13 protein-coding genes are annotated in these 13,428 nt (G+C 73.9%); 7 read left to right on the top strand and 6 right to left on the bottom strand.

Translation table 11 applies throughout. The features are described 5' to 3' along the window. Nucleotides 1-117: 117 nt before the first annotated feature. Nucleotides 118-849 carry a glutamine amidotransferase gene (locus D6B71_RS08985; RefSeq protein WP_121254176.1) on the bottom strand — a complete coding sequence of 244 codons (732 nt, stop codon included), beginning with the start codon at nucleotides 847-849 and terminating at the stop codon, nucleotides 118-120. Nucleotides 850-993: 144 nt separating this feature from the next. Then, a complete protein-coding gene (locus D6B71_RS08980; RefSeq protein WP_121254174.1) occupies nucleotides 994-2,172 on the bottom strand; it encodes a CaiB/BaiF CoA transferase family protein in 1,179 nt (392 codons plus the stop codon). Between the two features lie 113 nt (nucleotides 2,173-2,285). Here D6B71_RS08980 and D6B71_RS22670 point away from each other — a divergent pair, with 113 nt between their 5' ends. Both D6B71_RS22670 and D6B71_RS08970 read left to right on the top strand, forming a co-directional pair. Continuing rightward, entirely contained in the window at nucleotides 2,286-3,284 is a 999-nt protein-coding gene (locus D6B71_RS22670; RefSeq protein ID WP_164519586.1) for a hypothetical protein, read from the top strand. A 32-nt stretch (nucleotides 3,285-3,316) separates the two neighbouring features. Further along, entirely contained in the window at nucleotides 3,317-4,099 is a 783-nt protein-coding gene (locus D6B71_RS08970) for a nucleotidyltransferase domain-containing protein (RefSeq protein WP_121254172.1), read from the top strand. Between the two features lie 10 nt (nucleotides 4,100-4,109). Here D6B71_RS08970 and D6B71_RS08965 read toward each other — a convergent pair whose 3' ends face one another. From D6B71_RS08965 to D6B71_RS08950, 4 genes are read right to left on the bottom strand one after another with little or no spacing between them, the layout of a single operon-like run. Beyond that, nucleotides 4,110-4,865 carry an amino acid ABC transporter ATP-binding protein gene (locus D6B71_RS08965; RefSeq protein WP_121254171.1) on the bottom strand — a complete coding sequence of 252 codons (756 nt, stop codon included), beginning with the start codon at nucleotides 4,863-4,865 and terminating at the stop codon, nucleotides 4,110-4,112. Beyond that, nucleotides 4,865-5,716 (bottom strand): amino acid ABC transporter permease, encoded by an 852-nt coding sequence (locus D6B71_RS08960; protein WP_121254169.1) that lies wholly within the window; start codon nucleotides 5,714-5,716, stop codon nucleotides 4,865-4,867. The genes D6B71_RS08965 and D6B71_RS08960 overlap by 1 nt, the downstream gene beginning before the upstream one ends. 25 nt (nucleotides 5,717-5,741) lie before the next feature. After that, nucleotides 5,742-6,653: an ABC transporter substrate-binding protein gene (locus tag D6B71_RS08955; RefSeq protein WP_121254167.1), complete on the bottom strand. Its 912-nt coding sequence runs from the start codon at nucleotides 6,651-6,653 to the stop codon at nucleotides 5,742-5,744. Between the two features lie 18 nt (nucleotides 6,654-6,671). Next, nucleotides 6,672-7,277 carry a DUF4396 domain-containing protein gene (locus D6B71_RS08950; RefSeq protein ID WP_240641229.1) on the bottom strand — a complete coding sequence of 202 codons (606 nt, stop codon included), beginning with the start codon at nucleotides 7,275-7,277 and terminating at the stop codon, nucleotides 6,672-6,674. A 64-nt stretch (nucleotides 7,278-7,341) separates the two neighbouring features. Here D6B71_RS08950 and D6B71_RS08945 point away from each other — a divergent pair, with 64 nt between their 5' ends. The 5 genes from D6B71_RS08945 to D6B71_RS08925 all read left to right on the top strand — a co-directional run bounded on the left by D6B71_RS08945 (nucleotide 7,342) and on the right by D6B71_RS08925 (nucleotide 13,383). Beyond that, nucleotides 7,342-8,343: a M28 family metallopeptidase gene (locus D6B71_RS08945; protein ID WP_121254163.1), complete on the top strand. Its 1,002-nt coding sequence runs from the start codon at nucleotides 7,342-7,344 to the stop codon at nucleotides 8,341-8,343. 165 nt (nucleotides 8,344-8,508) lie between these two features. Beyond that, on the top strand, nucleotides 8,509-9,063 hold the full coding sequence (locus tag D6B71_RS08940) for a PadR family transcriptional regulator (protein ID WP_121254161.1): 555 nt from the start codon (nucleotides 8,509-8,511) through the stop codon (nucleotides 9,061-9,063). Next, nucleotides 9,060-11,084: an NADPH-dependent 2,4-dienoyl-CoA reductase gene (locus D6B71_RS08935; protein ID WP_121254159.1), complete on the top strand. Its 2,025-nt coding sequence runs from the start codon at nucleotides 9,060-9,062 to the stop codon at nucleotides 11,082-11,084. The genes D6B71_RS08940 and D6B71_RS08935 overlap by 4 nt, the downstream gene beginning before the upstream one ends. A 139-nt stretch (nucleotides 11,085-11,223) precedes the next feature. After that, nucleotides 11,224-12,381, top strand: coding sequence for a MalY/PatB family protein (locus tag D6B71_RS08930; RefSeq protein WP_121254158.1), 1,158 nt, complete (start codon nucleotides 11,224-11,226; stop codon nucleotides 12,379-12,381). A 75-nt stretch (nucleotides 12,382-12,456) separates the two neighbouring features. Beyond that, on the top strand, nucleotides 12,457-13,383 hold the full coding sequence (locus D6B71_RS08925) for an NADP-dependent oxidoreductase (RefSeq protein WP_121254156.1): 927 nt from the start codon (nucleotides 12,457-12,459) through the stop codon (nucleotides 13,381-13,383). Nucleotides 13,384-13,428: the final 45 nt, after the last annotated feature.

Genomic DNA, 13,428 nt, shown 5'->3' with positions numbered 1-13,428 from the left:
GAGCCCGGCGAGGCGGCGAGTCGTCGATCGTTCACCGACCCGCCGCGAAACAGCGGGAATCGTTGACGGGTCAGCGACGCCCACCCACCCGGACCGCTGACCGGGGCGCGGCGGCGTTCAGCGGGCGTAGAGCTCGGCGAACCGGCGCAGCAGCCGGGGCGGCTCGCTGACGGTGGCCTGGCGCGCGGCGCGTTTGAGCTCGTCGGCGTCGTCGGGGTCGAAGTAGCCGTACTCGCGATAGACGTCGATGCGCAGGCAGAGGTCCTCGACGTCGAGCTCGGGGTGGAACTGGGTGGCGTAGACGTTCTCGCGGAGCCGGAACCCCTGCACCGGGCAGCGGTCGCCGGTGGCGAGCAGCACCGCGCCCTCGGGCATCCGGGCGACGGCCTCCTTGTGCCCCAGGAAGGCCTCGAAGCGTTCCGGCAGGACGCCGAAGAGGGGGTCGGTCCGGCCGGCCTCGGTGAGGCTGACCGGGGTGGCGCCGATCGGCTCGCCGTAGGTGCGGTCGACCTGCCCGCCGTCGAGCACCCCGAGCGTGCCGATGCCGTAGCAGGCGCCGAGGAACGGGAAGTCGGCCGAGACCACGAGCCGGGCCAGGCCGCCGAGCTCGGCCTCGACCCGGCGCTGCACGGGCGACTTCGCCTCGGGCGGGTCGCTGACGTTGAACGGGCCGCCTCCGAGCACGATGCCCGACCAGCGATCCAGATTGACCTGACCCAGGGACTCCCGCTCCAGGCGGACCCGCCGCAGCTCGGGCTCGGCGAGGCCCATCCCGCGCAGCACGGAGACGTACTCGCCGTCGGCGGCGGGGTCCTCGGCGCGGGTGCCGAGGAACAGGAACGGCTTCACGGGGTCATCGTCTCAGCCCGGGTGCGCCTCGACGCGCCGATCCCGGGGGGATGGGTCGTGTGCCCCACGACGCGGTATGGCGCGTGCTCAGGCACCCGACCCGCCACGGAAGCCACGAAACCGCGAGGTACGCCGGCGGGGCGCTCACGCCTGGACGGCGACACCCCGCTCGAGCAGCCCCTCGACGTCGGCGACACCCCACGCGGTGAGCGCCTCGCGGGTGTGCGACCCGGCCGCCGGCGAGGGCGGCAGCGTGAGCGACGGCTCGGTGCGGGAGAAGCGTGGCGCGGGCGCCGGCTGCACCTGGCCGTCGTGCTCGACGAAGGTGCCGCGGGCGGCCAGGTGCGGGTGGTGCACCGCCTCGCTGATCGGGATGATCCCGGCCACGCAGGCGTCGGTGCCCTCGAACACCTCGACCCACTCGGCCTGGGTGCGGCTTCGGAACCGCTCTGCGATGAGCGTGCGCAGGGCGTCGCGCTGCGCCGCGTCGTACCGGTCAGGGGCGGTGTCGGCGATGCCGAGCAGGCGGACGAACTCGTCGTAGAACTGCGGCTCGAGCGCGCCCACCGACATGTGCCGGCCGTCGGCGGTCTCGTAGATGTCGTAGTAGGGCTCGCCGCCGTCGAGCAGGTTGGCGGCGCGCTCCTCGCGGAAGGCGCCGGAGGCGAGGAACGCGGCGGTCATCGCGTTGAGGTGGGCGGTGCCGTCGACGATTGCGGCGTCGACGACCTGGCCCTGGCCGCTGATCCGGGCCTCGAGCAGGGCCGCCAGGATGCCGATGACGAGGTAGGTCGACCCGCCGCCGAAGTCGCCGACCAGGTTCGAGGGGAAGTGCGGGCGGGCCTTGTCCTGGCCGAGCCCGAACAGGGTGCCGGTGATCGCGATGTAGTTCATGTCGTGGCCGGCGGCGTGGGCGAGCGGGCCGTCCTGGCCCCACCCGGTCATCCGGCCGTAGACCAGCCGCGGGTTGACCGCCAGGCAGTCGTCGGGGCCGAGGCCGAGGCGCTCGGTCACGCCGGGGCGCATGCCCTCGACCAGGACGTCGGCGCTCGCGACCAGCTCGAGCACGGTGCGGGTCGCCTCGGGGTTCTTCAGGTCCAGGGCGACGCTGGGACGGCCCCGGTTGAGCAGGTTCTCCTTGCCGCCGGCGAGCAGTTGCCCTCCGGGGCGCTCGACGCGGATCACGTCGGCGCCGAGGTCGGCGAGGATCATGCAAGCGTGCGGCCCGGGACCGATGCCGGCGATCTCGACGACCTTCACGCCGCGCAGCGGTCCGGTGCCCTGACCGAGTCCGTAGGGCCGCTGGCCCGGTTCGTTGCTCATGGCCGGTGATCATGACAGATCCACTGTCACGATCGGGAGAGATGTTCCACAGAGTCGCCGGCCCCGGTGGCGGCTCCGGCCGGGAGGGGCGAGGATGGACCCGTGATGCGCCCGTGAGCCGAACACCCGTTCTCGACCTCCGTGCGCTGTTCGGGCTGATGGACCGGCAGGCGGGGCTGGTCTCGCGCCGGCAGTTCAACGAGCTCGGCGGGCGCCACTCCGACGTGGAGCGGCTGGTCCGTCGCCGCCAGCTCGACCGCCTGGTGACCGGCGTGCTCATCGCTCCCACCGACCAGCCCAGCTGGCACCAGCGGGCCTGGGCCGGCGTCCTGCACTTCTGGCCGGCGGCGCTCGCCGGCGAGTCGGCGCTGCGCGCGGTGGCCGGACCGGGGTGGCGTCGCCACGACGACAGCGCGCCGATCACGATCGCGGTCGGCGGCGACCGCAGCATCCATCAGCTGGAGGGCTACGCCACGCGCAAGATGCGGGCCCTCGACGTGCGCACCGACTGGGACGCTGCGCCGCCCCGCCTGCGACCCGAGGAGGCCGCTCTCGACGTCGCCTCCCGGGCCGCGGACCTGTGGGCGGGGGTCGGGGTGCTGTCGACGGTGATCGACCTGCGCGGTGTCGACGCGGCGGTGCTGAAGTCGGCGGCCGACCGTCGGGCGCGGCTGCGCAACGCGCTGTGGCTGCGCCCGTTGCTGCGCGACCTGGAGCGGGGCCGCCCGCTGATGCTGGAGAGGCTGCTGCACGAGCAGGTCGAGGACCCCCACGGGCTGCCCCGCGGCCGGCGCTGGCGCCATCCGCGCGGCGACCGGCCCGACGAGCCGGGCATCACCGCGTTCGCCTACCCGCCGCACCGGCTGCGACTCGAGCTCGACGGCCGGCTGCGCCACGACTCGGCGGGTCGACACGACCGCGAGCTCGACGCCCAGCTGGCCGCGGCGGCCGCGGCCGGCCACGCCCGCCGCACCGAGGTGGTGCTGTCCTACGGCCAGGTGCTGGCCCGCCCCTGCGCCACCGCCGGCCACCTGGCCACGCTGCTGGCGCGGCGTGGCTGGTCGGGCGCGCTGCGGCCGTGTAGTCCCGGCTGCACCGCGAGCCGTCACTGATTCACGGGTTTCGTCGGCGTGTCGAGGAACAGATGACGACTCGGCGGCCGGTCCCGTCAGCGGTGACCGCGCTCGGCGCCCGGCTCGCCGAGCTGGGCTGGGTGCGCGACCTCTGGGTCGCGGGGTCGCTCGCGACCGGCGACCATCTGCCGGGGGTGAGCGACCTCGACCTGGTGGCGGTGGTCGACGGCCGGGTCGACACCGCCCGCATCAGGGCCGTCGCCGAGCTGCACCGCGACCTCGACAGCGGACCAGCGCTGGGCGCGGCGCTCGGCTGTGCCTACGTCGAGGAGCATCGCCTGCTCGACGTCGAGCTCCGGCACCCCACCTGGACCCACGGCCGGCTGGTCGAGCGTCCGCTCTCGCAGATCACCCGGGCCGAGCTGGTCCGGCACGGCTTCGCGGTCTTCGGGCGTCCACCGGTCGCGCTGCTGCCGCCCGTGACCGGTGACGACGTACGCCGGGCGGCGCGGGCCGAGCTGGCCGGCTACTGGTCGTGGGCGGTGCGCCGGCCGTGGGTGTGGCTCGACCCGACACTGGCCGAGCTCGGCCTGACCGCCATGGCCCGTGGCCGGCACGCGATCGCGACTGGCGAGCTGATGACCAAGAGCCGGGCGGTCGAGCAGGCCGCCGCTCCCCCGTGGCTGGCCGACCTGATCCGGGCCCGACGCCGCGGCGAGCCCCGGCCCCTGCCCCGGCTGCGTGGCGCCTGGATCGCCTGGCGCGATGCGAGCCGAACGGTGCGCGGCGCTACTGCGGGATCGCCGACCCGTCGATCGTTCCTCGACACGCGGCGACGTGGCGGGAATGCCTGACGGGTCGGCGTCAGGCGGGGAGCACTCGACGCAGGAACTGACGGGTCCGCTCCTCGCGCGGCGCCGCGAAGATCTCGGCCGGCGGGCCCTGCTCGAGGACCCGGCCCCCGTCGAGGAAGCACACCTTCGTGGCGACCTCGCGGGCGAAGGCCATCTCGTGCGTGGCCAGCAGCATCGTGGTGCCGGCCCGGGCCAGGTCGCCCACGATCGTGAGCACCTCGCCGACCAGCTCGGGATCCAGCGCCGCGGTGATCTCGTCGAGCAGCAGCACCTCGGGGTCGGGGCAGAGCGCCCGCACCAGCGCCACCCGCTGCTGCTGTCCTCCGGAGAGCCGGTCGGGGTGCGCGTCGGCCTTGTCGGCGAGTCCGAACCGCTCCAGCAGCTCCCGCGCCCGCGCCTCGGCGTCGCGGCGCGAGCGGCCGTGCACCTTGCGCGGCGCGAGCGTGCAGTTGTCGAGCACGGTCAGGTGCGGGAACAGGTTGTAGGCCTGGAAGACCATGCCCATCCGGCTGCGCACCGCGCGCACGTCGACCCGCGGGTCGGAGATCTCCTGCCCGTCGAGCTCGATCACCCCGTCGTCGACGACCTCGAGCAGGTTCAGGCAGCGCAGCAGCGTCGACTTGCCCGACCCCGACGACCCGATCAGGCAGATCACGTCGTGCCGGGCCACGTCGAGGTCGACGTCGTCGAGCACCACCTTGTCGCCGTAGCTCTTGCGCAGGCCGCGCACCCGCAGCACCGGCTCACCGCTTCCCGGATTCGGCATCACAGGGCACCCGCCCGCTCGCGCTCCATCGAGCGCCGCTGCAGCCAGTCGGCGAACCTGGTCAGCGGCACCGTCAGCACCACGAAGAACACCGCCGCCACGGTGAACGGCGTGTAGTTGAAGTGGTACGCCGTGTAGTCGCGCGCGGCGTACACCCCATCGAAGACCGCGACCGCGGACACCAGCGCGGTGTCCTTCTGCAGCGAGATGAAGTCGTTGAGCAGCGGCGGCACCACCCGGCGCACGGCCTGCGGCAGCACGATGTGCCGCATGGTCTGCCCTCGACCGAGGCCCAGCGCCTGGGCGCTGGTGATCTGCGAGGGATGGATCGAGTCGATGCCGGCGCGGAAGACCTCCGCCACGTAGGCGCCGTAGGAGGCGACCAAGGCCACGCCGGCCCAGAAGAAGCCGCTGTTCGGGAGCCCCTGCAGCTGCAGCGCGGGCATGCCGAAGCCGAACATCAGCACGAGCAGGATCGTCGGGATCCCGCGGAACAGGTCGGTGTAGACGACCGCGACCACCCGCAGCGGTGCCAGCCAGGGCGACCGGGCGGTGCGGGCCAGCGCCACCGAGAGCGCCAGCGCGAGGATCAGCACCTCGCAAATCGTGAACAGCTGCACGTTGAGCCAGAAGCCGTCGGCGATCGCCGGGAACGACTCGCGGGCGTGCTCACCGTTGAAGAACGTCTCGCGCACCCGCGGCCAGCCCGGGGAGCTGGTGACCGCCACCGCGACGACGGTGAAGGCCAGCAGCACCAGCGCCGTGGCGCCGAGCGTGCCGAGCCACCGCCGCCGCCGGCGCACCGCGCGGCGCTCGACCTCGCGCGGGCTCGGGGTCCAGGCCTCGGTCATCCCCGGGCCCGACGCGGACGGGCGGTCACGACAGCTCGGGAACGTTCACGACGTCGGAGAGCCACTCGGTCTCGAGCTGCTCGAGAGTGCCGTCCTCGCGCAGCGCGGCCAGCGCCGCGTCGACGCACGGGACCAGGTCGCTGCCCTTCTCGAACAGCATGCCGAACTCCTCCTGCTCGCCGGTCTCGGGCTGGAACTGCCCGACGATCGTGCCCTGCGGGATCTCGACGGCGGTGATGTAGAAGGCGGTCGGCAGGTCGGCGAGGATGGCGTCGACCTGGTCGTTGAGCAGCGCCTGCTTGGCGGCGTTGGTGTCCTCGAAGACGAGCGGGTCGTCGTCGGGCTCGATCACCTCGCGGATCGCGGTCAACGAGGTGGTGCCGGTCTGGGCGCCCAGCCGCAGGTCGCCGAGCTCGGCGACGGTGGTCGCGTCGGCGGCGGGCGAGTCCTTGAGCACGATCACGGCCTGGGCGGCGGAGTAGTAGCCGTCGGAGAAGTCGACGACCTCCGCGCGCGCCGGCGTGATCGAGATCTGGTTGATGTCGAAGTCGAAGTCCTTCGCGCCCGGCTTGTAGGAGGTGTTGAAGGGCACCTTGACCCAGTCGACCTCGTCGGCGGAGAAGCCGAGCTCCTCGGCGACCGCGTAGGCGACCGCCGACTCGAAACCCTCCCCGTTACTGGGGTCGTTGTCGACGAACCAGGGCTCGTACGCCGGGGAGTCGGTGCCGATGATCAGCTGCCCGGCGTTGACCAACGGCAGCTGCTCCTTCTCACAGGCGGGGTCCGGGCTCGCGTCGGCGCTCCCGGCCGGGCTCTCGGCGGACGTCGCGCCCGGGTCGTCGGCGGTCTCGTCCTCGTCGACCGGAGCACAGGCCCAGGCGGTGAGCAGGAACGGCAGGAGGGTGAGCCCGACGAGGCGGGGACGGCGCGCGCGCATGGACCGAATCGTAGGGACTCAACCGTGGTGCTGGTGACCGGTTCCACCGGACCGCCCCTGGTCGTGACTCTCGTCATTGCTGTGCCCGGGGGTCGAGCCCGCCTCGGTGGTCGAGTCCGCCTCGGTGGTCGAGCCTGCCGAGACCTCGTGCCCCTCATGCCCCTCGTGCCCCTCGTGGTGCATGGCGTGCACGACCGCGTGCCCGCGCCCGCGGGCGATCAGCGCGTGGTTGACCGGCACGGTGACCACGAACGCCACCGCCAGCGCCATCGCCAGGGCGGCCCAGAAGAGCCAGTCGCTGAGCATCGCGTCCATCGCCCCGGGCCAGGCGAGCAGGAAGCCGTTGTCGACGACCTCCATCACCAGGATCGAGACGGTGTCGGCGGCCAGCGCGGCGCGCACGGCGTCGCGCACGCTCAGGCCGGCCCGCCGGACGCTCCAATACGTGAGCAGGTAGCCGAAGAAGAACGCCAGCGCCACGGCCAGCGCGATGCTCGGCAGGTCCGACCAGCCCCACCAGGTGGCCAGGGCCATGCCGAGCACCTCGCCGATCGCACAGCCGGTCAGGCAGTGCCGGGTCGCGGTGATCGCGGTGCGCCAGGTCTGATCCATATCGATCGCCATACCCCCCTAGGGTATTCAGTCAAGAGGCCTGGGGTGTTCGGTCCTGGTGCCCTACCGTCGAGGCATGCGAGCACGGGGGGCGGCGGTCACGGTCGCGCTGCTCGCCGCCCTCGCCGGCTGCTCCGGCGACCCGGACGCCGGCCCGGCGAGCCCGACCGGCCCGAGCACACCGAACTCATCGAGCGCCTCCGGTCCGGCGACCACCCCCACCCCGAGCCCCGAGCCCACCGCCGACCCCTCCCCCGTCCGCCCGGCGCGCTTCGCGGTCGACCGGGCACTGCGACACGTCGAGGCGCTGGCCGGCCGGATCGGCCCACGGCTGGCGACCTCACCGGCGTTCCGCGACGCCGCGGCGTACGTCGGCGGCGAGCTGACGCGCCAGGGGTACGCCGTGCGCCGCCAGCGGTTCCCGGTGCCGGCCGGTGACTCGTGGGGCGTGCCGGTCGCGGCGGGCCGATCGTTCAACGTCGTGGCCGAGCCGCCCGGCTTCGACCCCACCCGGCCCTACCTGCTCGTCGGCGCCCACCTCGACACCGTCGCGGTGGCCCCGGGCGCGGAGGACAACGCCTCCGGGGTCTCGGTGCTCCTCGAGCTCGCCCGGCTGGCGAGCCGCGACGGCACGCGACTGCCGGTCGTGCTGGTCGCGTTCGGCGCGGAGGAGCCCCGTGGGCCCGGCGACGACCTGCACCACTTCGGCTCCCAGCACCTGGTGCGTGAGCTCACCGGCCCCGAGCGACGCAACCTGCGGGCCATGGTCTCCCTCGACCGGGTCGGCGTCGGCGGCCTGGTGCCGGTCTGCACCGGCGGCCTCAGCAGTGGCAGGGTGCGCGACCGGCTGCTGCGTACCGCCCGCGCCGAGGGCATCGCCGCCGCGGGGTGCAGCGACAACCGGTCGAGCGACCACTGGTCCTTCGAGAAGGCCGGCTTCGACGTCGCCCGGCTCGGCAGCACGCCGTACGCGGCGTACCACTCGGCCGACGACCGGCCCGACGTGCTGCAGCCCGAGCAGCTGGCCCGCACCGGCCGGCTGGTCTGGGCCTGGCTGCGGACACGCCCGACCGGCTGACCTCCCTCCCGACCGGCCCATCGAGGCCGGCTCGCTCGCTCCTCACGTTCGGGTTGTCTCTAGGGCCTCACAGCGACCGAAACGTGAGGAGCCGGACCTGCCTGTGGTCCAGGCAACGTGTGCAACTAGTTGCATACCGTCCCTGGTTGGGTGAGGATCGCCGTCATGGCCCTCGAGCACGCCCTACTGGTCGCACTGCGCGAGCAGCCCGCGGCCGGCCTCGAGCTGGCCCGCCGCTTCGAGCGGTCGATCGGGTTCTTCTGGCAGGCCACCCACCAGCAGATCTACCGGGTGCTGGGCCGGATGGAGGCCGACGGCTGGCTCACCGTCACCGAGGTGCCGCACCCCGGCCGGCCGGCCAAGAAGGTGTACGCCGTGTCGGCCGCCGGCGAGGCGGCGCTCGCGGCGTGGCTGGTCGAGCCCGCGGCCGGGGAGCCGCTGCGCAGCGACCTGGCCGTCAAGCTGCGCGGGGCGGCGTACGCCGACGACCCCGACGGGGTGCGCGACGTCGCCCGCGCCGCCCGCGCCGACCACGCGACCCGGCTTGAGCACTACCACCGGCTCCGGGCCCGCGACTATCCCCACCCCGACCGCCTCACCGGCCACGAGCTGCACCAGTACCTCGTGCTGCGCGGCGGCATCCGGCTCGAGGAGTTCTGGGTCGACTGGCTCACCGAGTTCCTCGACGCGACCGACCCCCACCCGGAAGGACAGCCGTGACCGGCACCTCGTACCCCCACCTGCTCGCCCCGCTCACGATCGGATCCCTCACCCTGCGCAACCGGGTGGTGATGGGCTCGATGCACACCGGGCTCGAGGACCGGGTGCACGATCTGCCCGCGCTCGCCGCCTACTACGCCGAGCGCGCCCGCGGCGGCGTCGGGCTGATCGTCACCGGCGGCTACGCCCCCACCAAGCGCGGCTGGCTCAAGCCGTTCGCCTCCGAGATGACCACGCGGCTGCAGGCGATGCGGCACCGCGACGTCACCGCCGCGGTGCACGGGGAGGGCGGTGCGATCGCGCTGCAGGTGCTGCACGCCGGCCGCTACGGCTACCACCCGCTGAGCGTCTCGGCGTCGAACCGGAAGTCGCCGATCACCCCGTTCCGGCCGCACGCCCTGTCCAGCCGCGCGGTCGACCAGACCGCGACCGCCTTCGCGAAGTCGGTCGGGCTGGCCCGCAAGGCCGGCTACGACGCGGTCGAGATCATGGGGTCGGAGGGCTACCTGATCAACCAGTTCCTCGCCGCCCGCACCAACGACCGCACCGACGCCTGGGGCGGCAGCGCCGAGAAGCGGATGCGGTTCCCGGTCGAGATCGTGCGGCGGGCCCGCGAGCTGGTCGGCGACGACTTCCCGATCGTCTACCGGATCTCGCTGCTCGACCTGGTCGAGGACGGCCAGATCTGGGAGGAGGTCGTCGAGCTCGCGCACCGGTTGGAGGACGCCGGCGTCAGCGTGCTCAACACCGGCATCGGCTGGCACGAAGCCCGGGTGCCGACGATCATCACCCAGGTGCCGCGCGGCGCGTGGCGCTCCTACACCGCCCGGCTCAAGGCGGAGGTGTCGGTGCCGGTCTGCGCGTCGAACCGGATCAACACCCCCGAGCTCGCCGAGTCGGTGCTCGCCTCCGGTGAGGCCGACCTGGTGTCGATGGCCCGGCCGCTGCTCGCCGACCCCGAGTTCGTGGCCAAGGCGGAGGCGGGTCGCGCCGACGAGATCAACACCTGCATCGCCTGCAACCAGGCCTGCCTGGACCACGTCTTCGAGAACCGCAAGGCGTCCTGCCTGGTCAACCCGCGCGCCTGCCGCGAGACCACGCTGGTGCTGAGCCCCACCCGGCACCGGTCGACGGTGGCCGTGGTCGGCGCCGGGCCGGCCGGACTGGCGGCCGCCACCGCCGCCGCCGAGCGTGGGTTCGCGGTCACCCTGTTCGAGCAGTCCGACGAGCTCGGCGGCCAGTTCCGGCTCGCGATGCGGGTGCCCGGCAAGGAGGACTTCGCCGAGACGCTGCGCTACTACCGTCGCCGGCTCGAGGTGCTCGGCGTCGACGTGCGGCTCGGCACCCGGGCGCGCGGCAGCGACCTCGCGGCGTACTACGAGGTGGTGCTGGCCACCGGCGTCGTGCCGCGGGTGCCCGACTTCCCCGGGGTCGACCACCCGAGCGTGGTCTCGTACGCCGACGTGCTGAGTGGACGGGTCGTGGCCGGCAAGCGGGTGGCGGTGATCGGCGCCGGCGGCATCGGCGTCGACGTCAGCCACTTCCTCGCGCACGACCCGCGCGAGGACTTCGACGACTGGATGGCGCACTGGGGCGTCGGCGACCCAGCCGTGCACCGCGGCGGGCTCACCGAGCGCAAGCCGCGGACGGCGGTGCGCGAGGTGACGCTGCTCCAGCGCAAGACCACCCCGATCGGGATCGGCCTCGGCAAGACCTCGGGGTGGGCGCACCGCGCGGTGCTCAAGCAGTCCGGGGTCGTGCAGGTGACCGGGGTGACCTACGACCGGGTCGACGACGCCGGGCTGCACGTCACCGTCGACGGAGAGCCGCGGCTGCTCGAGGTCGACACCGTAGTGGTCTGCGCCGGGCAGGAGTCGGTGCGCGACCTCGTCGAGGCACTGCCGCACGCCCATGTCATCGGCGGCGCCGACGTGGCCGCCGAGCTCGACGCCAAGCGGGCGATCGAGCAGGGCACCCGGGTGGTCGCCGGGCTGGCCGACCGGGTGCCGGCCGGGCGGTGAGTGCGCGCGTGCTCGCGCGATTGCCGGGCGAGGCACCTCTGGGCGGCCGATCCGATGCATCGCGGCGCAGATGCGCCAGGAGCTGCACCGCGAGACCCATCCCGGCCCCACTCGACCCCGCCTGACCTAGGTTCGGACCGTGAGCGAGACCGCACAGATCGTCGACCTGACCGAAGCGCAGGCCCGGGCCGCGCTGCCGTGCAAGTGGGGGGTGCCCGAGGGCGTGCTGCCCGCCTGGGTGGCCGAGATGGACTACGCCGTGGCGCCCGCGGTGACCGACGCGGTCGCGGCGGCCGTGGCCCGCGGCGTCACCGGCTACCCGGCGTTCGAGACCGGTGGCGGCGCGCTCGGCGAGGCGTACGCCGGGTTCGCGCGCCGGCACTTCGGCTGGCAGGTCGACCCGGGGCAGGTGACGCCGGTGGTCGACGTGACCGCCGGGGTGCGGCTGGCGCTCGACGTGCTCAGCGATCCCGGACCGATGGTGCTGCCGCTGCCGGCCTACGCCCCCCAGCTCGACGTGGCCCAGGTGACCGGCCGGGAGCGGTGGGACCTGCCCGTCTCCCCCGACGCCGGGCGCGCCACGATCGACCTCGACGGACTCGACCGGCTGTTCCGCGACGGCGCCCGCACGCTGCTGCTCACCCAGCCGCACAACCCGTGCGGCCACGTCTACACCCGCGCCGAGCTGGAGGGCGTCCGCGACGTCGTGGCGCGGCACGGCGCGCGGGTGATCAGCGACGAGATCCACGCGCCGCTGGTGCTCCCCGGCGCCGAGCACGTGCCCTACCTCGCGCTCGAGGGCACCGCCGACCACGCGGTCGCCATCGTGGCCTCCTCGAAGGCGTTCAACACGCCGGGGCTGCGCTGTGCCCAGCTGGTCACCGCCGACCCGGGGACGCACCGGCGGCTGACCGACGTGCCGATGGTGCGCAACGACTCGTGGTCGTCGCTGGGCGTGGTCGGCGCGGTGGCCGCCTACGAGCTCGGCGACGCCTGGCTGGCCGCGCTCGTGGAGCGCCTCGACGGCCAGCGCACCCTTCTCGCGGAGCTCCTCGACACCCACCTCCCGCAGGCCCGGATGCGGCCGCTCGAGGCGACGTACCTGGCCTGGCTCGACCTGCGCGCCTTCGGTCACGACGACCCGGCGCAGGTCGCGCTCGAGCGCGGCCGGGTGAAGCTGGCGCCCGGCCACGACTACCACCCGGGGCTCACCGGTCACGTGCGGCTGAACCTCGCCACCTCGCCGGAGCGGCTCACCGAGATCGTGCGACGCACCGCGGCGGCGCTGGGCGCCTGAGCGCGTACCCCGGGCTGGAACGGGCACCGGACCCACGGCCGGGACCGTCCCGGCCGACGAGCCCGGAGGCGATCAGTGCGAGCAGCGGTCTACGAGGAGTACGGCGACGCCGGAGTGATCTCGGTGCGCGAGGTCGAGGATCCGCCGATGGGGCCCGACACCGTCCTGGTGCGGGCGAGAGCCACCAGCGTCAACCCCGTCGACTGGAAGGTCCGCGAGGGCTACCTGCGCGGCGCGTTCCCGCACCACCTGCCGATCATCCCCGGCTGGGACGTCGCCGGAGTGGTCGAGGCGGTCGGGCCGGCGGTGACGACCGGGCTGCAGGTCGGCGACGAGGTGTGGGGCTACGTACGCCGCGACGACGTGCACGCGGGCACCTCGGCCGAGCTGGTGCCCGCCCCGCAGCGCACTGTGGCGCTGAAGCCGGCCGGCCTGTCGTTCGAGGAGGCCGCCGCGGTGCCGCTGACCGGGCTGACCGCCTGGCAAGCGGTCGTCGACGCGCTGCAGGTCGGCGAGGGTGACCGGCTGCTCGTGCACGCCGCGGCCGGCGGCGTCGGCCAGTTCGCGGTGCAGATCGGGCTGGCCCGGGGCGCCGAGGTGGTCGGCACGTCGAGCGCGGGCAACCACGACTTCCTGCGCGGCCTCGGCGTCACCGAGGTGATCGACTACGCCGCTGGGCCGGTCGGCGAGCAGCTGTCGGCGCCGGTCGACGCCGTGCTCGACCTGGTCGGCGGCGACGCGCTCGCCGATGCGCCGAACCAGGTGCGCGACACCGCCCGCGTCGCCTCGATCGTGGACGCAGACACCGTGCTCGCCATGGGCGGGCGCTACGTGTTCGTCAGCCCCGACCGCGACGACCTCGACGAGCTCCGCGCGCTGGCCGACGCGGGGCGGTTGCGCGTCGACGTCGCCGAGACCTTCGCGCTCGACCGGCTCCCCGACGCCCACCGGCTCTCGGAGCAGGGCCACACCCGCGGCAAGATCGTGGTCACGATCCCGTAGCGCCCGTGCGCGGCGCCCGCGGCATGTAACGCGGTGTCCGGGTAG

This window comes from Nocardioides ferulae (genome assembly GCF_003660455.1).
In the GTDB taxonomy this organism is placed as follows: domain Bacteria; phylum Actinomycetota; class Actinomycetes; order Propionibacteriales; family Nocardioidaceae; genus Nocardioides; species Nocardioides ferulae.
This window is presented reverse-complemented; position numbering and strand designations above follow the sequence as displayed.